This is a genomic window from Rosistilla carotiformis (assembly GCF_007753095.1).
In the GTDB taxonomy this organism is placed as follows: domain Bacteria; phylum Planctomycetota; class Planctomycetia; order Pirellulales; family Pirellulaceae; genus Rosistilla; species Rosistilla carotiformis.
In genome coordinates, this window is record NZ_CP036348.1 from 1,879,988 (window position 1) to 1,902,921 (window position 22,934).

A 22,934-nucleotide genomic window follows, 5' to 3' on the forward strand; every position below is an offset into this window, starting at 1 on the left:
AACCGGACGCAGCTTTTACGGCCGACATTCCGGCCGACTGCGACCAATCGGCAGCCGCGTTCTGTAAGCTCGTGGCAGCCGCTAGCGTGGAGCCCCATCGAGCCCTGTCGAATCCAACGCCTGCTGTTCTTCGCTGCTTGCGGTCCGAGCTTTCCGTAGCCGATCAAGATCGGCGGGCGATGCGTAGGCAATCGGTTGCTCCGATTCTACGTTCGTATCGGCGCGGCTCAGTGCATTGAGAATGATCAGCGCGTCGATCGGCGACAGATGGCCGTCGCGATTGGTGTCGTAGAAGAATCCGGGAAACTCATCGAGTGTCGCGCGATCGACCAAGCGGTTGTCGTCATCAACGAATTGCCGCCGCGATAGCTCGTTGATGATGATCAAAGCGTCCAATGCGGTGATCTCTCCCGAAGCGTTGACGTCCAGCGGATCGGATCCGTAGGTCCATCCGTTGTTGCCGTCGTAGTTGACCAATAGCGTCGCCGCCCCTGCGCCTTGCCACTCCTCATAGTATTGGCCGTCGATTGGTACGTTGCCGACAAGCGTCCATTGATCCATGCTGGCGAAGACGTCGTCGGGATCCAAAAATAGCTTAAGCGAGTCGTCCGATCCGGCCATCTCGAGCACCGACGTCGGGCTGATCAATACCGATTGCGATCCATTGCCTGTCAAGTCGATCGCTTCGATGTTCCCTAAATCCCCCTCCAGGTCGCCGATATCGAAGGTGCCTTCACCGGGGCGGAAGCGAATCGTATCGGTACCCATTTGGGTATCGATCCAAACATCGATACCAAGCGACCAGAGGTCGGCCGTGTCAAAATAATCGTCACCGCTGGTGAACTGAAAATCGATTGCCGATCCAGGAGGCAGCGGTGCTCGGAACAGCTCCATCTCGCCGCTTCGGACGACCGTCTGGCCATCGATTATGTCGACCTGGGTGGAATGGTTGACAGTCTTGATAAAGACCGACAGGGTATCGTCGGCCGAAGCAATATGAAATTGGTAATCTTCGACTTCGCCATCGCCGGCTTGCCCCGTGGGTGAAAGGCCGCCGGAACTGCTGAGTCGGAAGCGGGCGAAACTGCCGCCGCTCGATGCGCCGGCAGGAATCGTGACAGGGACGATATTCTCGCCAGAATTCAGGGGCAAAGCGGCAGCGATCTGTTCGCCCGGATCATCCCAATCACCATCTTGGTTGAAGTCGATCCAGGCATCCAACTGACCTTCGCCACTGCTTACAACGATCACCGATGCCACCGAATCGGAATCGCTTGCGGCAACAAAGCTAGTGATGGGGTGCACGCCGTCATCGAGGTCGCTATCGGCTGCGGAGTTGGCGATTGCAAACGGCTCGAAATTGATCCCGTCTCCCATGAATAAATCGCTCGCCCCATGACGGGCTCCGTCGCTTTCCAGCGATGTCGGATAGATCGAATCGGGAGCATCGCCGTAGTCCAATCGCTCGTCGTCGAGATTGATCAGTTCAACGTCGGCAGCGTTCAGCCCATCGAAGTTCGGATCGTCGCTGGTCGCCGCAGCGATCACGATCGTCAGTTCCACGTTGCCATCGATCAGCGAATCGTCGACTCCCGTGATCGTGACGGTTTGCGGAGTGGTTCCGTTTTCGGGAGTGAAGCGAAGCGTTGGCGTATCGATCGTCGCTTCGTTGAGATTGCTGCTGGACAATGCGATCGTAACATCCGACGCCGGCAACGCGTCCAACCGAACAGTGAACGTTGCCGTCTTCCCCGCTTCGGTCGTCTGCAGCATCCGCAGCGGTTCGACAGTGATCCCAGCGACGTCGTTATCGGTGGTTGCGATCGCGACCGATTCTGGTGCCAGCGACGTGAACTGCGGATCGGAACTTGGTCCTACCGTAAGGATCAGTTGCGTGATTTGCGATCCGTCGATCCGTTGGTCGTTCTTCGCCGTAACGACGACGGTCTGCGGGAGGTTCCAGTTGTCGGGAGTGAAGACCAGTTGTTGGCGATCGAGTTGAGCTTCGTCGTCGCGGTCTAAACCGAGGTCGATCACGACGTCTTCCAGTGGCTGAGCGGTCAGGGCGACCGATAGCGAATCGGCGCGGCCCGATTCGCTGGCGACGAGGCTGGTTTTGGATAGCAGCAGCCCGGCGACATCGTCGCTGACGATGGTGCCGGTGGCGTGGTCGCGGGTCAGGATGACATCGGGCGAGGCTGTCAGCCGCAGTTCGAATTGTTCCTCGTTTTCGATCAACGCATCGTCGATCAATTCGACTGATACGATGGTGGAAAGGTCTCCGCTGGCTGTCAACGAAACCGGCACGCTCCACAGCGAACGGTAATCGACGTCGGGGGCGGCGGTGCCGCGGAGCGTGAGGGCTTGCAGTTCCGCTGTGCTGCCGTTGGGCAGCGCGTGGCTCAATTGAGCGACAAAATCGAGGGTCCCGTCGGTTTCGTTTGCCGCCGCGTCGGAAAGATGTAGGCCGATCATCTCCACCGCGCCAGCGTCGACGCCATCGCCGCGGTTGTCGATCCCTTGCAGATCGATCTGTCGCGGCACGCCTCGCGCGTCGACAGGGATGTTCTCGCTCGTGTCGCCATCGCGATCCAGGTCGTATCGGTCGGCGGTGGTGCTGCCGCGACCGGCATCCAGGGCGGGACTGTCTTGCAGCAGGGGATGGATCTCGATCGCGCCGCCATAAAATCCTAGCGGTGCCAGCAGCGGATCGATGACGTCGGATGTGTCCAATTCACCCGCGGCATCGCTGGCGTTGCCGGGGCCAAAAACGTTGTAGCCGTCGCTGCGGAAGCTGTTGGTTCGCGTATCGCTTGCGCCGGTGACGTCGAGATTCGAATCGCCGTTGCCCGCGACGATCGACGATCGCAGTTCGGTGCGCGTGTTCTGTTCGCCGCGAGAGACCAATCCGTCGCCGAGACCAGCCGCTTCGTTGTTGGTGATCGTGCTTGAATCGATCGACAGCAGCCCGCCATCGTTGATCAGTCCGCCAGCTGCAACGGTGGCGGTGTTTCCGGAGATCGTCGTGCCAATGATCTGGCTGCCGTCACCGACGCCAAAGCGGCTGCTCAGATAGACGCCGCCTCCTTGCTGATCGGAGTGATTTCGAGCGATGGTGGAATGGAGGATCGTCAATTGGCTCTGGTCCACAGCCACGGCGCCACCGGAACCCGCGGCGGTGTTGTCGTTCAGCGAACTGCGGACGATCGTCAATTCGGCGCCGTCGGAGGCGTAGACCGCGGCTCCATCGCCAGCGGATTGATTGTCCGAAAGGATACTGTCGATGATGGTGATCCGGCCGCCGGTCGCAGAGATCGCACCGCCGGGACCGTCGGCGACATTGTCTGTGATCGCCGAGCGTTCGATATGCAATTCGCCGGAGGACTCAAATAGGATCGCAGCCCCTGCTTCGCCTGGTTCGGTCTGTCCACCGGTTAGGTTGAGATCGGTTAGGGCGAGGTCGACGCTTTCCACATCGAAGATCCGCGATCGTTCGGCCGCGTCGATCGTGAGCGCTCCCGAGACGGGACCGTTGATCGTCGTCGAACGCCGGATGGGCAGCGATCCGAGCGTGAGATCGATCGTCTCGCCAGCGAGCGAATCGGCGATCTGAATCGCTGCGCTGCCGCCGAATTGGTTTGTGTATTCGATCGCTTCACGCAAGCTGATGTCGCCAACACTCAGATCGCCATCGCTCTCATCGACCAGCGTATCGACGATCGGTTGGAAGTCGTCGGGGACAAAGATCAGCGAATAATCTTCCACCTCGCCATCGGCCGCCATGCCTGCAGGTGTCAGGCCGCCGGCGGTGCTGACGCGAAATCGGAAGTGGGCGGCGCCGGGCGTGAAGTCGTCGGGCAATGGCAGTTCGATGATCGTCGATCCGTCGGCAACGCCTAGGTTCATGCTGACAGCAAACTGTTCGCCCGCATCGTCCCAACTGCCGTTGCGATTCCAATCGACCCAGGCATCGAGATAGTTCCCCGTGGCGGCGGCGTTCTGCAGATCGATGGCGATCGTCAGCGGATCGCCAATAGATTGGTAGCGTCCGCCGATGAAGGCGACGCCATTTTCGTCGTCGATAAAGGTTTGGTCGCCACGCGACAGACCTTCGGGCTGGCCATCGCGCTCGCTGTCGACGGTCGCGCCGAGTCGCGGGCCAGCGACCACGTGGTAGGCACCGTTGTCGGCGGCGAGGGTTGGGTAGCTGGTATCGAATCCGGTCAGATCGCTTGTCGGCGCATCGCCAAAGTCGAAGGCGACTTCGACCGCACCGATATCGATACCGGTTCCCATCGCGCGGAAGTTGCCGAGTTGATCGACATCTGGAATCTCACCGCCCGCGGTCGCTTGGCTGTCGATGGCGGGACTGCCCGGCAGCAGGCTGTGAGTAAACGTGGTTCGGTCCAACGCAGCGACCAGCGGGTCGACGTTGGTCTGGTCGGTGTCAGCGCCCAACCAACCTGCCGCTGAATCGTGCGAGAGGTTGTTTCCTAGAGAGGTGATCGTCGCGCTGCCACCTCCCATTTCGAAGGTCCCCAGCGTGTTGAAGCCGTTGCCGGCAAACAGATTCGCTTCGGTTGTCGCCACGGCGTCGGCGCCATCGGCGACGACACGAATCGCCCGCGCGTCGTTGTCGACAAAACTGGAACTGGTGATTTGGAATGATTGCTCCGCGGTCGTGGCGACAATGGAAACTGCGGCTGCAGCTCCGTTGGCTTCGTTGTTCGAGAAGGTGCTGTTGGTGATCGATCCGTCGCCGTCGATCCGCAAGATTGCAGCGCCATCGCTGGCGGTCGTTGCCGTCTGGCCTGTGGCCGTGTTGTTGACAAACGAAGTGTTGACGACGGTCAGCACACCGCCTTCGGCATAGACTCCGCCGCCTCCTTGGGCTCGACTGTCGCGAATCACGAGATCCTGCAGCAGCAATGAATCGCCAGTTCCCTGGTCGGCATCGCCCGATTCAAAGTGAACTGCGCCGCCGGGGCCAATCAAGGCACGGCCGTTGGCAAGCGTGAGGTCTTGCAGGACAAAGTCTTGGCTGCCGTCCCCTTCGAATTGGAACAGCTGTTTGGTGCCGCGGCCACTGAGCGTCAGTTGGTCGGCGCCGGGACCGGCGATGGTGATCGAGTCGGTGACCGTGAGGACCTGCGTCAATTCGAGTGTCTCGGCACTCAGTTCCGAGGCAAAGGTGATTGTGTCGTGGCCGGGATTGGCATTCGCTTCCTGAATCGCATCGCGCAGCGTGCAGGAAGTTTCGCTGCATGCCCGCCCGTCGACGTCATCGATTCGGGTGACGTGGAAGGTTGTCAGCAGACGTCGCGATTCGAGCGACTCCAGTCGCAAGCGTCGACGCCGAGCGCTGGCAGAGGGGCGAGAAGAGTTGGTTTTTCGTGAATGCCTCAAAATTTCCACTCGTCAATGCAGTCGAACTAACGCGGCGGGCAGACACTCTGCCAGACCGATCTAGTTTGATTGACGCAGCCGACGATGCCTAACAATTCGCCGCAAATTTGCCGTTACAACCCGGCGGAACTGTCGTAATCCGGACTGTCGTGTGCGGAAAAAAACGATCTCTAGCGAATGTGTAGCGACCGGAGAGGCCCAAGTTGGGATTAGGCTCGCGATTCGAGGAAGGTTTGCAGGGCGAGGCGATTCGATTCGAAGGCCATGTTTTCGAGGTGTTCTGGCCCAAGGTCGCAGAACGAGGTCGATTGCACCTCGCTCGGTTCGGCTTCCAACGCATCTAGGTCGACGATTTGGCAGGTGTAGAAGAGATCGACGACCGGAATGATCAAGCCGCGATATTCGTAGCTGTTGGTGAAGGAGGTGAGGTATTGGAATGATTCGACGTTCAGCCGCACCTCTTCCTGAATTTCGCGGATCAACGCCATTTCGCCGGTCTCGCCGCTGTCGACAAAACCGCCGGGCAGGCCCCACTTTCCCTTGCCCGGATCGCGGGCGCGGCGAAGCAGTAGCACCCGACCTTGCGAGTCGGTGACAATTCCACCAACGGCCACCGTGGGGCCAAAGTGAAACGTGTACTGGCAAGCGGAACATCGGAAGGGATCCTCGCCGATCGCAGCCGCCGCGGCTCCGCATCGTGGACAAAAATGGAAGGTTTGCGTAATCGGAAGGTTCATCAAAGGCTCGGCTGTTGAGGTCGGCGGTTGGTTCCCCACCGATGGTACGAGAAACGGGGTGCCGTTTGAATCCGTGCGGCGGGGACAACTGCGGCTCTTTTGCGATTTGATCGAACCGCTTATCCTTTGTGCGTCGCCGTTTTAACCTTTATTGCATCGAAGAGCATTTATGGAAGCTGGTATTGTTGGCTTGCCGAACGTCGGAAAAAGCACGTTGTTCAACGCGTTGACGAGTTCACAAGCGGCCCAAAGCGAAAATTATCCGTTTTGCACGATCGAACCCAACGAAGGAATTGTCAACGTTCCCGACGGGCGATTGCAGACGATCACCAATTTGATCCACACCAAAAAGATCATTCCTGCAGCGCTCAAGCTGGTCGATATTGCGGGAATTGTTAAAGGTGCCAGCGAAGGGGAGGGCTTGGGGAATAAGTTCCTCAGCCACATCCGCCAGGTCGATGCGATCATCCAAGTCGTCCGCTGTTTCGAAGATCCCGACGTCACCCACGTCGCCGGCAATGTCGATCCGATGGCGGACATCGACACGATCGAAACCGAATTGATCCTCGCCGATATCCAGACTTTGGAAAACGCATTGCCCAAAGCGGAGCGGACCGCGCGGACCGGCGATAAAGAAGCCAAGCTTCTGGTTGCCACGATCAATAAGCACCTGGAACACATCACCAAAGAATTGCCGCTGCGGACACTGTCGTTGACCGAAGCGGAAGCCAAGGTGGTCAGCAGTTTCGGACTGATGACGGCCAAGCCGATCCTGTACGTTGCCAACGTCGACGAAAACGACGTCAACGGCGAAAACGATCTTGTCGCCAAGGTCCGCGAGCACGCCAAGCAAAGCGGCGCAGGCGTTGTGCCGGTTTGTGCCAAGGTGGAAGCGGAAGTTGCCGAGCTGGAACCCGCAGATCGTGCTGAATTCTTGGACGCAGTCGGTTTGACTGAGCCGGCGTTAGAAAAACTGGCCCGCGAAGCCTACCGAACCCTTGGCCTGCACAGTTATTTCACGGCGGGTGAGAAAGAGGTTCGGGCGTGGACAATTCCGGTTGGGGCGACCGCACCGCAGGCTGCCGGAGTGATCCACAGCGATTTCGAACGAGGATTTATCCGCGCAGAGGTCTATTCGGTCGAAGATCTTGTCGAATACAAGAGCGAGAAGGAGATCCGCAATGCTGGCAAGTTGCGTGTCGAAGGGAAAAGCTACGTGATGAACGATGGCGACGTCGTCCACTTCTTGTTCAACGTTTAATCCGTGGCCTGCGTCCGTTGTAACGCCCAGTTAACCGTGATGTTCGGGTTGTGTCGGCTGCGCTGAGTCTGTGTTTCGCGACTATTAAAAGTGACCTTGGATTGAGATGCTTGCCGACCAAGGGAGAGGCGTGAAGCGCGGATTACTACAGCATTGGAATGGGCGAACATGGATTATCGACGGGCTGGCAACGATGTGATGGAAACCGAAGTGTTAACCGCATCGCCTGCCAAACTGAGACGCATGACCGTTGAGTTCGCTTTACGCAACGCGAATCTTGCGATCGAACAGGCGACCACCGACGGGGGCGTTCGAAAATCCGAAGCGACCCTGAATCTGCGCGACGCGCTGACGGAATTGTTGGGGGGGATTCGCCCATCGGAAGAAGCGCTGCCAAAGCAAGTCGCCGATATGTATGTCTTCCTTCTGCAATGGCTGACGTCCGCCGAAGTCGATGGCGATCGCGAGAAACTTGTCGATATCAGCCGCGTCCTGGAAATCGAACTCGATACGTGGAACCAAGTTGCGTTGACCACGATTTCCGGATCCAGTGTCCCGCAAAGTTCTGGTGGGGACGAATCGTTGGAATCGATTTGTTTTGACGCTTAGCCAAAGCGGTGATGCACGCTTCCCCAGGTAGGCATGCTGGCGAGCGCCGCGGATTCCAGTGCTGTCGCCTCGATCCACATTTCATGTAGCAGCCCGTACGCATCGACGTCGGGATTCTGTAACAGCCCCAGCAGAAGATGCTCGGGTTCCGCTTTTTGGTATCCCATTTGGTGGGCTTCGGCGATGCCGTGTCGCACGCAGCGACGGGCAGCTTCCGAAACGGGCAACCGCCCGGTGGAGCGTTTGGACAGCCGTGCTCCCGATCGCAAGCGTTCGCTAACGTTGCACAAATCGTCCAGCGTCAGCCCCAGATTCGGGAGCCACTCAGCACCCGAATACTCCGCTTCGGCGGCCAGTCCCACCAACAGAAAGCTACTGCTGACCATCTCGCTGCGCGTCTCCGAGGCTTCGTCGACAGCAAAACGCAACGCTCGAAGCGAACGATTGCTCAAACGCTTGACGACCGACAACTGTTGAGCATCGAGATCCAGTGGCGGTGCCAGGCGACGGCCGTTTGACGCCTGGCCGGCTGAACTCGATAGCGCGAACATTGCCGTGCCCAGTGCGGACGCTTGAAAGAATCGTCGTCGAGAATGATCCATGGGAAAACCTTTGAAAGAGGGATCGAGCAGGGTATGGCGAATTCTACGCTGCGCGTTTCCGTGGGCAAGGTTTGTCCATCTCCGTTTTCTCGAATCCGCCGGTTCCACGACCTCCTGAGGCTTCGTGTGGTCGCGGGCGAGCACAGCGTTGTTTTGTCCGCATCTGCGGCGTGGACGCCGGCCATTGCAAGATAGCGTGCGACTTCGGTGGCGCTACCGATAGTCGACAACGAGGGATTCGCCAACCGTTGCCAATGGCAAGCCAGGATGGACGAGAAACGGTCAACCGATGAGGTGCTCGGGGCGGCTGACGCTCGCGATTATGGCGGCGCATAAAAAACGCGATGCTTGTCGAAGACAAGCATCGCGGTGCATTGGTTGATACGATCTGACGGAACTTATTGCAGGATCTTGCTCAAGTTGGCGACAACCGCATCGACATCCAAGTCCTTGGCGTCAGCGACTGCATAGCTAGCCTTGACTTGCGCGTTGCCAGCCATCACGACAGTCACTGCGGCTTTGGCATTGATGCCGTAGTTGTCGGGTCCGTTTTCGAATTCGTTAGGAACAACAAAAGGAATGTGCGACGCCTTGGTCTTGGCGGCCATGTCCTTTGCCGATTCGTTCAGGTCTTCTTTGCTGTCGCCCATCAGGTTGACGAAAGCCTTCAGTTGTGCGTCTTCGTTCTTGCCGATAGCTGCGTCCAGCTTTTTCACCAGATCGATCACTTTGGCATCGGTCGATCGCGTGAAGACCATCACCTGAGGACGCGAACCGTTCTTGCAGCGATAGCAGAGGTTCTTGCCTTCTTCGACGCCGTCGTCAGACGCACCTGCGCACTTGGTCACGTAAAACGCGCCGATACGATCGCCTTCTTGTGGACCGCTGACAAGCGCGTCTTTGGCCGAAACCGATCCAACAAAAGCCAATGCAATTGCGAGACTCAGGAGGGAAACATTCTTCATCGAAATATCCTTCAACGGAAAGAGATGGGTTGTTCATGCGACATCACACGAACCGGTGGGACTTTTGACCAGCGAGCCAGTCGGTTGACGGGGTGCCAGATCGCGAATTGCCACCTGCGTGGGATGGGCCGCAATACTGGCAAACATGTTACGCAACCGGTTCGCCTCGGACAATCATTATTTGTCTCGGGAACGGTTATACGTGCGAGTTTTCGATGAGTTCAGTGAGTTTTCGCACACAACCCCCGCGTCGGTGGACGTTTGAACAGAATCGAAGATATGAGGTTGCGGGAAGAGTTTGCACCGTTGCTCTTATTCGCTTCGCTTCCTTCCGGAGAATCCAGTTATCGATTTCAATGCCCCTCTCTTCGCCATGCGGGGCGCACGGGATGGCGTGTCGCCGCTGAGGGACATCAATGGTTTCCTGGGGGCCGTTGCGGTTTTTCCCGCGCGTGCGTTCTCGCGGGGGATTACCGTACCCGTCTTGTTTTCAGCGGCAGGCAAACATGAAAATCGTTTGCGTTCGCCTTCCTGGCTTTTTCAATGCTGGCGCAGGGGGTGACGTTCGAATCACGCATCGCCGTTTTTGGAAGACACTTTTGTGTCGGCACCCCGCGACGCGACTCAACATCCATTCCTCGACAGGCGATTCCATGCAGTATCGACAATTGGGCCACGCGGGCCCTCAGGTTTCCGAAATCGGATTCGGCGGCTGGGCTCTTGGGGGCCAGTGGGGCCGCCAAGACGATGCCGATTCGATCGCGGCGCTACATCGGGCGATCGATTTGGGGGTCAATCTGATCGATACCGCGGCGGGCTATGGAGAAGGACGCAGCGAAAAAGTGATCGCTGAAGTCGTCAAGCAGCGGAGCGAGAAACTGTTTATCGCGACCAAGACGCCGCCGGCCGAAGGACCCTGGCCACCGTCGCCGTATTGTGCCTGGCAGGACCGCTACAGCGCGAACTATCTGCGGGAAAATGTTGAACAGCGGCTACGGAATCTGCAAACCGAACGGATCGATCTGCTGCAGCTGCACACGTGGACACGGGCTTGGAACGATGACCCGCAGCCTTTGTTGGTGCTTCGCAAATTATGCGAAGAAGGGAAGATCGGGATGATCGGAATCAGTACTCCCGAACAGGACCAGAATTGTGTGATCCAATTGATGCGCGACGGGTTGGTCGATTGTGTGCAGGTGATCTTCAATTTGTTCGATCAGGAACCGGCGGCGCAGTTATTGCCGGTTGCGGCCGAAACCGGGACCGGTGTGATCGTTCGCGTCGCGTTGGACGAAGGGATGTTGGCGGGCAAGTACACCGCCGAAGACCGGTTTGCCGAGGATGATTTCCGCCACCAATACTTCGCTGGCGACCGCTTGCAACGAAGTGTCGATCGCGTGACGGCGATCGACAGCGACATGCAGCGTTTTGGACTGCGCGACTACAGCCAGGCCGATTTGGCAATCAAGTTCTCGTTGACAGCGACTGGTGTCAGCAGCGTGATCACCGGCATCCGATCGGCCGAGCAAGCCGAACAAAACGCCGCCGTCAGCGACAAGCCAGCGATCCCCGACACCTTGCTGCATTTACTCCGCCGACACAATTGGCGACGAGGCGTGTGGTATGCGGGCAAATAACGTCCTTGCGATGGCGGACCATCGCAAGGGCAAGTCGGAGGCTTCGCTCGATTAAGGTTTGTCCTGAAGCATCTCCGAGATCACTGCATGGAGATCCATTTGACGCCCCATCAAGACCTTGGCAACATTGCCATCGGCGTCGACGACGGCCGCAAACGGGAAGGAGGCTAGACCAAGCTGCGTTGCCAATGGATCGCGGACCCCTTGGGTTGCCGGATCCGGATTGCGAACATTGGGGAAGGTCGAACGGAAACGACGTCGAAATTCGGCGAGTTCTTCATCGGAGTCGTCCAAGTTGACACCGAGGATTTTTACTTTTCCTTCAAATTCCTGTTCCAATTCTTGTAGGCCAGGAATGATCTGCAGCGATTCAGGGCGCGCTGTTGTCCAGAAGGGCATCAAGACGATCGAGCCCCGGAAGGCGTTCCAGTCCAGTTCCCCGCCAGCGAGGTCGGGGTAATTGATCGACAAGGGTTTGCCAATCGCGTCGCGACGATTGTTGCTTGCGGCGAGAAATGCCTTGGCTTCGGCAGCGATTTCGGGATTGGCATCGGTCGCATCGACAAAGGTCTTCGCAATCGCATCGTAGACAATGGGAACAACACTGGGTTCTGCCGGCCCTTCCAAGCTGAGTGCCAAGCCGGCCAGATATTGAAATGTCGAAACATCGACCGGTTGGGCGACCAGTTCATCGATCGCAGTTTGCCATTGTTCGGCGGTCACCGTTTCGCCGTCGCCGCGACTCGCATGCAGTTTGTCCAAGGTATCGAATCGTGACGCCGAAGCCATCATTTTCGCCGAAGCCGCGATTTGCGGATCGGAATGCCCCGCGAACTTGGTGGCGATCGCATCGCGAACCGCGCGGGCGGCGTCGCCATAATCGTATTGGCTGAGCACGCCAAAGCTCTGTTGCAAAGCGAAAAACGCGGGCATTCCCAGCTCGCGGTCGGACGTTTGGAACTCACCCACCAGCGCCAACAAACGGTCGGTCGACTTGGACTGCCCGGTGCGAATTTTGTCCAATTCGAAGCCCAGGCGGACAACGCGACTGTCGTTGACCAGATCGGGATCGTCGCTGGATGCAAGTTCGGTGGCGTAAGCTTCCAGTTGTTCTGCAGCGGCGACGTCCTGTAGGCCGGCCAATTGGCTGAGCGCTTCCAGCTTGGTCCGCCGCGCTACGGTCAGCGTGGCCGGTTGAATGTCTTTGATCGCCATCGCATGTTCGGCTGCGGCCAGTTTCAATGAACTGATCCGTTTGGCCTCCGCGATCTGAGCCGCTTGCGTTGTAAACGCCGATTGTCCGCTCATCAGTTGACGCAGCGCTTCATTGGTTTTTTCGAAATAGGCGAGCGTCGCTTCCAACGGCGCGTCGTCGGCCAACGGCGGCAGGCCCGTCGGACCCGGATCCGAAGCGTTCAACATGCCGTCGACCGTGGGAGCCGCCGTGGGATCGGCCAGAGGCGGAGCCGAATTGGGATTGCCGTTGGGATCGGGGGTGCCGTTGACCAAGGGATTGGCAGGCGGAATCGCCCCGGCGGGTTGCTTGTCTCCGCCGGCATCGGCCGCTTGATATTTCGTTGCTTGCGAGGTGACTTCGTCGGTTTTCGAAGAACAGCCCGACAACAAGCTGGCGCCCACGAGAGTGATTATCAGTCGACGGGTCATGGTCGACCCTCCTGAATGTTAGAGTTCATGATGAAGGTATCTAGCCGATGGCCCAGCGACCTCGCTGGGAATCAGTATATCCCCGGAATGTCGGCATTGCCCAGGGCAATGCCCTCGGACCCGTCCGATCGTTCGCAGTGGACTTGCTGACAATCTACAGATCCTCAAAATAGAGGGCAGCGGATCTGTCCGTTTTTTTCTGGTATCGCAACTCCGATTGAGCCTTATGTTTGCATTGCAATCCAACATCGGCTGGACCCTCCTACGGCCGGTTGCATTCATCGCTTGCGTATGGATCTCCGCCGTCGGTTGGGGGCAAGATGAAATCCAGACCAAGCTGGGAGCCGATCCGGGCCCCTATTTCGTCGGTCTTCCGGTCACAATTCAATTGACCGCCGTCGGCTTGTCCGATCGCAGCGTGCCGCAGATCGATGTCGACAATCCAAACGATGCGTTGCGTTGGACGTTGGTGGCGACCAACCCCACATCGATGCGGTTCAACAACAATGGCCGGATCATCGCGCAAACGAAATATGATTTTGTGTTCCGGTTCACCGCCAGCAAGCCGGGGCAGTGGGAGATCGGTCCGTTTGTGATTACCGACGGTTCACTAAAAAAGCACGTCGACGCGGTGAAGCTCACGTTTGAAGAAGTTCCAACAACCGACAAGATGCGGATTCATTTGCGACTTCCCGAAGGTCCCTACTTTCCCGAACAGCGCGTCCCCGTAGAAATCGAATGGTGGTATGCGGGCGAATTGGCCAACACGGGCGTTTCCATTTCGTCGCCTCTGTTCGACACCTTTAAGTTCGAGGACGAAAAGCCGACCAATGTCCGCGAGGCGTTGCTGCCGATCGACACGGCGGAGGGGAGCGTTGATCTTCAGGCGAGCGTTCGCGAGGAGGAATCCGACGGCAAGCTGTTCCGCGTCTTCCGTGCCAAACGGACGATGATTCCCGATCGCGTGGGCACTTTCAAAATCGATCCCATCCAAGTCACGATCCGGCATCGTGTCTTGGGACGCCGGGAGCGCCGCGACGATTCGGGTTTTGGTTTTGGATTTTTTAATCGCGTGGAGGAATACGTCAAAAGTGTTGAAGCGTTTCGCGCGGTCGGCGAACCGATGACGATTGAGATCGGTGGATTCCCTGAAGCTGGGAAACCCGAAAGTTTTGCCGGGGCGGTTGGGAATGGGTTTTCGATTTCCGTGACGGCAGATCGGACCGTGGTTCGGGTTGGCGATCCGATCCGTTTGAACGTGACCTTGCGAGGGAATGGGAACCTAAAAGGGGCGAGCATGCCGCCGCTGTCAGCCGATGGTGGGATGGATCCTCAGCAGTTTCGGTTGCCCAGCGGTGATGTTCCCGGCCAATTGGGAAAGGATGAGAAGACGTTTTCGGTATCGGTGCGCGTGGAGGATGAATCGGTCAGCGAGATTCCGGCGATCGCCTACTCCTGGTTCGATACCGATGCCAAAGAATACCGCACCGCGAGGTCGGCACCGATTGCGCTGCGCGTGATGTCCGCGGATATGATTTCAGCGGATGACGTCGTTTCGGCCAGTCCCACGCCGGCGCGAGGACCTGCGTCCGCGGAGGAGACGGCGGCCAGCGAATCGGCCCAAAGCGTGGGGGCGTCGCGAAAGCGGTTCTCGCTGAGTGGAGCCGACTTGGCGATCGAATCGAATCCGGCCGCGCTGCTGTCGAATCCCAAAGGCTTGGTGTCGCCGGTCGTGTTGCAAACGGGAGCCTATTTGACCGGGCTCGCGATCGTGATGCTGGCCTTGGTCGATCGACGGCGAAGCCAAGCGGATCCCGACGTGATTGCCCGTCGCAAGGTGGCGGCCGAACAAGCTGCGGCGATCTCCGCGGCGGTGGCGATGCCCAAGCGTCAGGCGGCCTCCGCGTTAGCTGCGGCCCTCCGAAGTCTGCTTGCCTCGCAGCCCGACGTGGAGCGGGCCAGCACCGAAGGGTTGATCGCGCGATGTGAGACGTTGGTTTATCAGCCCGCGTCGAACGATGAGGAACCGCTGGCGCCGGAGATCCTCCAGCAGGCTCAACAGTTGGCCCTTCGATTTCGCAAGGAAGCTCAATGAACCGATTTTGGAAATGCTTGATTTGCGTTGTCGTGTTGTCGTGTCACAGCTTCGCCAGCGAGCCAGTTCCTGCGTTGGAACAGGCGATCGAAGCTTACAACGCCGGGTTCGCGGCGACCGATCGCGACCAACGGCTACGCAGTTTCCGACGTGCCGAGCTTTTGTTCGATCGGGTGGTGAACGAGCGGGAATTGAAGAACGCCAGCCTCTATGTGAATCTTGGCAACGCGGCGTTGGGGGCCCAACGGATCGGTCCGGCAATCGTGGCGTTTCAACGCGCCCTGGCGATCGATCCCAGTAATCGTCAAGCTCGCCAGAATCTCGAACACGCCCGCACCTTGTTGCCCGATTGGGTGCCACGTCCCGAGACGAGCTCCAGCGGCCTCGGTTCGCTGGCCGCATCCCTGTTGGGGACAACGACGAGGTGGTCGGCGGACGATTACTTTCGGATCGCTGCGCTCGCCTTTCTGGTTACCGCGATAACACTTGCCTTGGCCCTTCGGATCGATCGCAAAGGGCTACGAAATCTGGCGGGGCTGCTGGCCGTCGTTTGGATTGCGAGTCTCTGCGTCGCGATATGGAAGACGCAACAACCGGCGCCTAACGTTGCGGTGGTGACCTTGCCCGATACGATCGCACGGGCCGCCGATTCGATCAACTCGCCTTCACGGCTTCCCGAACCGTTGCCCAGTGGTACCGAGGTCCAGGTGATGGAAGATCGTCGTGATTGGCTGCGGGTGCGATTGTTCGACGGCCGCGATGCCTGGTTGCCTGCGTCCAGCGTGACGCGTTTGGTCGGATAAATGGATCTGAAAGCGTGCCACGACGTTCTCACGCATCGTGGCAGCACCGGTTCAGATGTTGGAACGCTTGCCGCGCGTGCCTTTTTTTGAACCGCGTTCCAGCTGTCGCGAGAGGCTGCGCAGGTGGGTTGCGGCGGCCTCGGGGAGTACGGGATTGATATAACAGTCCGATCCCCATTCAAACCCCGCGAGTTTCGTGACGCGCGGAAAAATCTCCATCCACCAATGGAACGCCGCCGTGTCATGGAACGCGGTCGGGCGGGTGTGGATGATAAAATTGTAGGCCGCTGGAGTGAGGATGCTTTCGACAAGCTTCAGCAGTTTGCGGACTAACATCGCCAGATCGACCAGCTGAGCCTGCTCGATCGCTTCAAACGAATCTTGGTGATTGCGGGGAATCAATCGCATCAGGTAGGGGACCCGGCTGGCAAACGGACACAAGGCAACAAAGTGGTCGGTCGTCGCAATGATTCGTTTTCCGCTGATCTGTTCCTCGCTGGACATGCTGCAGACCAAGCACTGTCCGGTGCGACCATGGTGTTCGCCCAATCGCGACATCAACGCGCTGATCGAACCGGGCATCACGCTGGTGGCGATCAATTGGCTGTGTGTGTGGCGCAGCGATGCGCCGGCGGCGGCACCCACGTTTTTGAACAGAATGTGATAATCGACGTCGTCCCGTTCGCGCCAATAACGCATGCGATTCAGGTAAGCCGAAAACACATCGATCATCCGAGATTCACTCAGTTCGGTCAGGCTGTGGACGTGCAGCGGCGACTCGATAAAGACCTCGTGTCCACCGGTCAACGCGAACGCCTCAAAGGCGTGGCTGTGGATCGATGCTTCTTCGGAGACCTTGCCGTTGAGCGATTCGACGGCGGGGTATTTGTTGGGGACTACCCGCACCGACCAGCTCTCGGGATCCTCTTCGTCGTCGAGAATTGTCAACGTGGGATCGGGAGTCAATTGTTCGTTCCCCGCACAGAACGGACACGCGATGACTGTGCTTCCAGATAACTGGGCCTCGACCAATTCATCGGGTCGATGATCGCGGTTGGGAGCAACAATCACCCAAGCGTCAGTTAATGGATCGCGTCGAACTTCGCTCATCAGTGCGCACCTGCATGGCGGAGTCCATTCCATACACGAACATACCAAGGCAACAGGAAAGGGAAGCCAGTGAACACTTCCCATACCTTGGTTCAAGGATCCATAGCTTACAGCATTTCACCCTCCACGAGAACCTTTTCCGGCAGATCAATTTGGTGGGAAACACCGGAATCTGTTCGCTCGTTCGGATCGGGAAAGACTTTCTTCGCAGTCGACGCCGTCTGATTTTGACGCCGCGCGATCGGAGGCCCCAATTCGAATGGATCGCAAAGCGGCGTTGGCTCGCCGCCCCAATCGATTATGCATGAGAAACGATGCCTTTGTGGACATGCCCTTCGTTCTGATCGATCCGTTCGGGACGTCCCTTATGCATGTAAACCACCTTGGTATGGTCCAGTCCCATCAGCCCCAGGGTCGTCGCGTGGATGTCGTGGACATGCAATTTGTCTTCAATAGCAAATAATCCTAATTCATCGGTTGCGCCGATTGTTTGCCCGCCCCGGACGCCGCCGCCAGCCATCCACATCGTGAAACCTGTCGGATTGTGATCGCGTCCGTCTCCCTTTTCGCTCATTGGAGTGCGACCAAATTCGCCGCCCCAAATGACGAGCGTCTCATCCAGCAGGCCGCGCTGTTTGAGGTCTTTGATCAGCCCGACGATCGGTTGGTCAACCGCGGTGCACAAACGGGAATGATTCGCCTCCATCTTGGAGTGGCTGTCCCACTTGCTGCCTGCACCATGATACAACTGGATGAACCGGACTCCACGTTCGGACAATCGGCGAGCCATCAAACATTGGCGTCCGAAAACCTCGGTTTCCTTACGGTCCATGCCGTACATTTCGAGCGTTTCTTTCGATTCGGAGTTCAAGTCGATCGCTTCGGGGGCCGACGATTGCATCCGATAGGCTAATTCATAGCTGCGAATTCTCGCTTCGAGATCGGTGTTCGATTGCCGCGACGCATGGTGCTGCTGATTTAATTCATTCAAAAACGCCAGTTTCTTCAGTTGCCGCGTTTCCGACATCCCCGCCGGACGATTCAAGTTGGCGATCGGTTGCTTGCCCGATTCAAACAGCACCCCTTGATGCGAAGCAGGCATGAAGCCCGCGCCCCAAGCTCGGACACCGTTGACGACCATCGCCGAAGTGTCTTTGATCACCACAAACCCAGGCAGGTTTTCGTTTTCGGTTCCGAGACCGTACGAAACCCACGCGCCCAGCGAAGGGCGGCCGCCAAAGACCGAACCGGTGTTCATTTGAGACACACCACCGGCGTGATTGATGCCGTCGGAAACACACGAACGGATCACGCAAAGATCATCGGCGATCTGGCTGTGTTGCGGCAACCAATCGGAGATCCACAATCCGCTTTCGCCGTGTTGGGCCCATTTGCGTTTGGATTCCAGTAGCGGTGAGTTGACCTCACCCATGGCCGTGACAGGACGTTCAAAGCTATCGGGAAGAGTTTTCCCGGCCAGTTCGTTTAGCAACGGCTTGGGGTCAAATAGATCGAGATGGCTCGGACCACCTTCCATGAACAACCAGATCACGCTTTTCGCGCGGCCCAGGTAATGGGGGATTTTCGCGGCCGCCGCCGAGACGCTTCGCTGGGGAAGCAGCGCCTGTCCGCTGAGCGCCGAAAATGCCAACGCCCCGAACCCCGAACCCGCCGATTGCAGGAAAGCGCGGCGCGAATTGGGCTGAATGATATTGTTGCAGCTCATCGAAGGTAACAGCTCCTGAACTCTAAAGGTCGACCATCATCGTTGCTGGTGAACGTTTGATAATAACACCCGAACGCCGTATCAACGATGTTTTATCGTCCCCAGCCACCGGTAGGGTTAAATTGTTGCACGACCTGCGTCGCACATCAACAGTTAATCGTGGCCGATTCGATGTCGGAATAGCAGTTGGAGCGTCAAGATGGCCGTTCGCATGACCTTCATTTTGCTGACGCCCCCCTTTTGATCGTATCGCAGAATCAGCGGCACTTCCGAAAAAACACGATTCAACGAACGGAGCTTCAACAGGACGTCGGCCATGCAGGAAAATCCGGTTTCGCTGACTAAATCGTCGCCAAAGCGAGCGAAACCCGCTTGGATTGCCTCGGCACGGTAGGCTCGAAATCCCGAGGTGTAATCTCGGACCCCTTGGGTTGGAAACGTCAGAGAAAACAATAACCGGGCGCCAACACTCAAGAATTTGCGATTCCAAGGTACGCCCACAACTTGGGCGCCGTCGCGAAATCGCGAAGCGATCACGATATCGCTTCCCTCTTTGATCCGGCGGACCATCGAATCGATTAAACCCGCGGGATGCGTATTGTCAGCATCCATCGTCAGAATCACATCGCGGGCGGACGCTAGCTCAGCCGCTTCCCGCAAACCATCCCGCAACGTGGGCCCTAAACCTTGATTTTGGGAATGCTTCAACAAATGAACCGGCATTTGAAATCCGAACTGCCCTGCCAGTTCGGCCGTTGCATCTTGGCTGCCATCGTCGACAACGATCACTTCGTACGGCCAACCGCTGTCCGCAAAGGCTTCGCCCAAGTTGTTCAACAACGATCCCAACGCTTCCTCTTCGTTATACGCTGGTAGCACCACGAACACCTTCGATTTTGGATACGAAGGCGCTGTCAGTGAACTTCGCTGGGGTACTTCCTCGTCCAAGGGGATCGAATCGTGATCGGATTGAAGGTTCATGGCGAGGGATGCCTTGTGTTGCAAAAAGGAGGCGTGAGCTATCAAAGGCACGCACTTCAGTCTCCCGTGCTATACCTTGGTTCTCATTGTAATGGGAACTTAGCGATCGTCAGCTGGAAAATTGCGTTTTGAACCGACGGAAACGTTGCCTGCGAATGGTTCTTCTGGTTACAGGATCCATTGGTTTGGGGTGGATTTTAGGATCTACTGCGTTGCCGAAAACGATCGGCTCGTGCTTCTCGCGATCCCAAGTCGCAGGCGTAAGGGAATTCCCTGCATGCGATTCGTAGAAATGCTCCCACGCCATTAGGTGGTTTGCGGAGTGCATTAGGTCGCGGTTTACGGTATTGTAGTCTCCTTAGGCGGTGTTGAGGCTTATTCGCCTGCTTTATAGGTGGGTGCGTGGGGGATGGCATCGCCAAACGCGCGGTTAGCTGCGAAAAAGTTGGCGGTGTTGCGGTCGAATGGGGGCGGATACCGACGGCATCTCGGTGCTCCCGAACGGAAACTCTGGCGCGAATAGATTGCAAGGTCATTGAAGTGAAGGCAGGTGAAGAAAAGATATTGCTCGTCGCGCAGCATCACGGTGCCAAGGGGGAAATTGTCTATCGCGCGATCGTCATCCCTCGTCAAGACGATGCGAAAAGCGATATCTGTGATGTGTTGGTGTTAGGCCAGCCGCAATGGCGTGATCCGGCAACCGTGATTTTGACGCTGCTGGAACACGATTTGGACGCTTATTCGGCGATCATCCTCGACCCGCAGTTACCCGCTGGAATTGCGGATGAACTGCTTGCCCAATTGGGCCCTGCGACAACTTGCATTGTCGCGACGAGCGATACCGATATGAAAAGCACGCTTGAATCGCTGTATCGGGAGGCGAAGGCCAGCGGACTTGAATCCGATGAAAATGCTCCCATGCATCCGCTGATGCAATCGGCCACCGACGCGACGCAGTGCGTCGCTCAGCGGGAACGGTTGGCATCGATCGGTTTGGCCGTTGCATCGGTGGCACACGAGACCCGCAATGCACTGCAGCGAATTCAGGTCCATCTTGATTTACTGCGGCTCAACGAAGGGAATGCGGCTCAGCGAACGAACGATCTGCAGTCGATCGAAGAGGCGAACCGGTGCCTGTGGACTTTGTTCGGTGAATTGCAAGACTTCAGTGCTCCGCTGCGGCTCCATTGCGTGTCGACTTCCTTGCGACAGATTATTCAACATGCCTGGGACAGTCTTCGGTCACTTCCAGCGTGGTCGCAGACCGAGTTGCTATTGGAGGTTCCCGACCGGGTATTGTTCATCGATCCGGTTCGGATCGAACAGGTCTTTCGAAACCTGATGGAAAACGCGATCGACGCGGGTCAAGAAAACGCCTCACTCCATATCACCGCGACCGATATCCAATTCGATGATCGGGATGCGATCCAGGTCACGGTTCGAGATTGCGGTTCGGGGCTTCGACCGGAGGATCGCGAAAAGGTGTTCGAAGCCTTTTACACGACCAAAAGCAGAGGGACGGGGCTGGGGCTTCCGATCTGCCGGCGGATTGTGGAGGCCCACGGTGGTCGGATATTCATCGACCCCAGCGTTTCCGACGGTACCGCTTTTCAGATCGTGCTTCCGATCGCCGATACCGCGGACGAATAGCCGGCAATGCGATTTGGAATCCGTTGACACCATTGCCAACGACCACGCGTCATGGATTGGAGTCTGACTTGATCGTTGAAGTCTCGATGACAAGGCAGGGCGTGCCGCGCGACTATTCTGCGTTCGCTTCGAGAGTGGCGTTCAATAGATCAAAGCTGACGCTGGTTGCCCCTGCGTCGCGGGCATCGCGGATCAGAAGCTTGATCGATTCCAGCAGCACGTCTTCACTTTGAATTGCGTCAGCCGGAGGCTGTGTTTCGATCGCGTGGGGCGTGGCTTCCAGGCGATCGAAGCGGGCGACTTGATTGCGTCCGTTGCGTTTTGCGAAGTAGAGGGCTTGGTCGGCTTGTTCGAGCAACTGATCGGCCGATTCCGCTCCCAGATCACCGCTCGAGCAACCCAGGCTGGCGGTGACGCGGAGTTGTGGAAATTGCAACGCTTCGATTGCCGTCCGGAATCGTTCTCCCGCACGGGCCACCCCGTCGATATCGATGTGCGGTAGCAGAATGCAAAACTCCTCGCCACCATATCGGCAAACAAAATCGGTGTCGCGAGCCGTCGCCAACAACGCTGCGGAAACACCTTTCAGGACCTCGTCGCCAACGGCGTGCCCAAACGAATCGTTGATCCCTTTAAAGTGATCGACATCGACCATCAAGCAACTGACGGGGTGCTTGTACCGGAAAGCCGATTTCCAGGTCTGTTCGAGATGTTCAAAGAACGACCGTCGATTGAGGCACGAGGTCATCGGATCGCGGGTGGCAAGAAATCGCAGTTGTTCGTTTTGCTCCTCTAGAACCGAGACATCATCCAAACTCAATAGCATCCCTTTGCAGTCCCCCTGCTTGTTGAGGATGCGACTGGCGTTGGGCTTTAGCGTTCGCTTGGAGCTCGGCGATTGTTGAAGCTTGATATTCTCAAAGTCCACTGGATTGTCGCCATGCATCTCGCTCAACAATTGGCTGAGCGGACGATTGTCCTGCGTTTCCCAGGGAAGCGAATCGATGTTTTTTCCCTGGCAGACATCGACACTGCAACCAAGCATGTCGGCAAAGGGCTGGTTGGCGAGATTGATGCGAAATTTTTCGTCCAGCACGACAACGCCTTCGGCCATCGTGTTGAGCGCCGCACGCACGCGTTCCGGAATCGCTTGGTCGGGATCAAGTTGGTTGAAGCAGCGGCGCAGCAAGATCGAGAATCCAAGCATGCAGGCCAGCGAGGTTAGCACGATGAGCTTCACCGAAGGTAATGCCAGGAAGCCGAGCAGTCCCGCGGCGATTGGCGATTGAAAACAGACCTCGATTTGTCCCCAAGCTTTATCGCCCTGTAATACCGGCACCTGAATGCAGGTGCTTGACGACAGATCGCTAGTGCGTTGGCTCCAGTGGTCCGAGTGCTTACCCGTTTCAAAATCAAGCGTCCCGTCCATCCGCCGGCAGGCTGCTGACAAGACCTCTGGATTGCGTGCTTTTAACGAACGAAGCGCCACTTCGACCGCCATCCAATCGTTTCGTGAGGCAAATTGCGAACAGCTGACCGCCACCGCTTCGCACAGCCGTGTGCGGGACTGAATCTGCTGTGCCGCGCCGTCGTTCAATAGACCCGTCATTCGCAACGCCAGCAAAACGGTCGCGGTCCACATCGACATCGCCAATGCTATTCGGGTCGTGGTGCCAAATCGTTTCAT

15 protein-coding genes are annotated in these 22,934 nt (G+C 57.6%); 6 read left to right on the plus strand and 9 right to left on the minus strand.

Annotation, left to right across the window (positions count from 1 at the left end; all coding sequences use genetic code 11):
- Nucleotides 1–81: 81 nt before the first annotated feature.
- Both Poly24_RS07015 and Poly24_RS07020 read right to left on the minus strand, forming a co-directional pair.
- Nucleotides 82–5,406 carry a GEVED domain-containing protein gene (locus tag Poly24_RS07015; RefSeq protein ID WP_231753501.1) on the minus strand — a complete coding sequence of 1,775 codons (5,325 nt, stop codon included), beginning with the start codon at nucleotides 5,404–5,406 and terminating at the stop codon, nucleotides 82–84.
- A 209-nt stretch (nucleotides 5,407–5,615) separates the two neighbouring features.
- The gene (locus tag Poly24_RS07020) at nucleotides 5,616–6,143 is read right to left on the minus strand and encodes an NUDIX hydrolase (protein WP_145092452.1); all 528 of its coding nucleotides are present in this window, start codon (nucleotides 6,141–6,143) and stop codon (nucleotides 5,616–5,618) included.
- 169 nt (nucleotides 6,144–6,312) lie between these two features.
- Here Poly24_RS07020 and ychF point away from each other — a divergent pair, with 169 nt between their 5' ends.
- Together ychF and Poly24_RS07030 are read left to right on the plus strand one after the other, a co-directional pair.
- Entirely contained in the window at nucleotides 6,313–7,404 is a 1,092-nt protein-coding gene (gene ychF, locus Poly24_RS07025; protein ID WP_145092455.1) for a redox-regulated ATPase YchF, read from the plus strand.
- A 168-nt stretch (nucleotides 7,405–7,572) separates the two neighbouring features.
- Nucleotides 7,573–8,013, plus strand: coding sequence for a flagellar protein FliS (locus Poly24_RS07030; RefSeq protein ID WP_145092459.1), 441 nt, complete (start codon nucleotides 7,573–7,575; stop codon nucleotides 8,011–8,013).
- Here the strand turns inward: Poly24_RS07030 and Poly24_RS07035 are convergent.
- Both Poly24_RS07035 and Poly24_RS07040 read right to left on the minus strand, forming a co-directional pair.
- Nucleotides 8,010–8,615, minus strand: coding sequence for a Clp protease N-terminal domain-containing protein (locus tag Poly24_RS07035; protein WP_145092462.1), 606 nt, complete (start codon nucleotides 8,613–8,615; stop codon nucleotides 8,010–8,012). The genes Poly24_RS07030 and Poly24_RS07035 overlap by 4 nt on opposite strands.
- Nucleotides 8,616–9,013: 398 nt before the next feature.
- Entirely contained in the window at nucleotides 9,014–9,580 is a 567-nt protein-coding gene (locus Poly24_RS07040) for a hypothetical protein (RefSeq protein ID WP_145092465.1), read from the minus strand.
- 653 nt (nucleotides 9,581–10,233) lie between these two features.
- On the opposite strand from Poly24_RS07040, the gene Poly24_RS07045 reads away from it, so the two are divergent.
- Complete coding sequence (locus Poly24_RS07045) at nucleotides 10,234–11,217, plus strand: aldo/keto reductase (protein ID WP_145092468.1); 984 nt, start codon at nucleotides 10,234–10,236, stop codon at nucleotides 11,215–11,217.
- 51 nt (nucleotides 11,218–11,268) lie between these two features.
- On the opposite strand, the gene Poly24_RS07050 is transcribed toward Poly24_RS07045, so the two are convergent.
- Nucleotides 11,269–12,882 (minus strand): TlpA family protein disulfide reductase, encoded by a 1,614-nt coding sequence (locus tag Poly24_RS07050; RefSeq protein ID WP_145092472.1) that lies wholly within the window; start codon nucleotides 12,880–12,882, stop codon nucleotides 11,269–11,271.
- Nucleotides 12,883–13,108: 226 nt separating this feature from the next.
- Between Poly24_RS07050 and Poly24_RS07055 the strand changes: the two genes are divergently transcribed.
- Both Poly24_RS07055 and Poly24_RS07060 read left to right on the plus strand, forming a co-directional pair.
- Nucleotides 13,109–14,977, plus strand: coding sequence for a BatD family protein (locus Poly24_RS07055; protein WP_145092475.1), 1,869 nt, complete (start codon nucleotides 13,109–13,111; stop codon nucleotides 14,975–14,977).
- Complete coding sequence (locus tag Poly24_RS07060) at nucleotides 14,974–15,780, plus strand: SH3 domain-containing protein (protein ID WP_145092478.1); 807 nt, start codon at nucleotides 14,974–14,976, stop codon at nucleotides 15,778–15,780. The genes Poly24_RS07055 and Poly24_RS07060 overlap by 4 nt, the downstream gene beginning before the upstream one ends.
- A 51-nt stretch (nucleotides 15,781–15,831) precedes the next feature.
- Here Poly24_RS07060 and Poly24_RS07065 read toward each other — a convergent pair whose 3' ends face one another.
- From Poly24_RS07065 to Poly24_RS07075, 3 genes are all read right to left on the minus strand, one after another.
- Nucleotides 15,832–16,890, minus strand: coding sequence for a galactose-1-phosphate uridylyltransferase (locus tag Poly24_RS07065; protein ID WP_197452386.1), 1,059 nt, complete (start codon nucleotides 16,888–16,890; stop codon nucleotides 15,832–15,834).
- A gap of 298 nt (nucleotides 16,891–17,188) precedes the next feature.
- Entirely contained in the window at nucleotides 17,189–18,616 is a 1,428-nt protein-coding gene (locus Poly24_RS07070; protein ID WP_145092484.1) for a DUF1501 domain-containing protein, read from the minus strand.
- Nucleotides 18,617–18,769: 153 nt separating this feature from the next.
- Nucleotides 18,770–19,597, minus strand: a complete 828-nt coding sequence (locus tag Poly24_RS07075; RefSeq protein WP_145092487.1) for a glycosyltransferase family 2 protein — start codon at nucleotides 19,595–19,597, stop codon at nucleotides 18,770–18,772.
- 540 nt (nucleotides 19,598–20,137) lie between these two features.
- Between Poly24_RS07075 and Poly24_RS07080 the strand changes: the two genes are divergently transcribed.
- Nucleotides 20,138–21,247, plus strand: a complete 1,110-nt coding sequence (locus Poly24_RS07080; RefSeq protein WP_145092490.1) for a sensor histidine kinase — start codon at nucleotides 20,138–20,140, stop codon at nucleotides 21,245–21,247.
- Nucleotides 21,248–21,359: 112 nt separating this feature from the next.
- Here Poly24_RS07080 and Poly24_RS07085 read toward each other — a convergent pair whose 3' ends face one another.
- The gene (locus Poly24_RS07085; protein ID WP_197452387.1) at nucleotides 21,360–22,934 is read right to left on the minus strand and encodes a sensor domain-containing diguanylate cyclase; all 1,575 of its coding nucleotides are present in this window, start codon (nucleotides 22,932–22,934) and stop codon (nucleotides 21,360–21,362) included.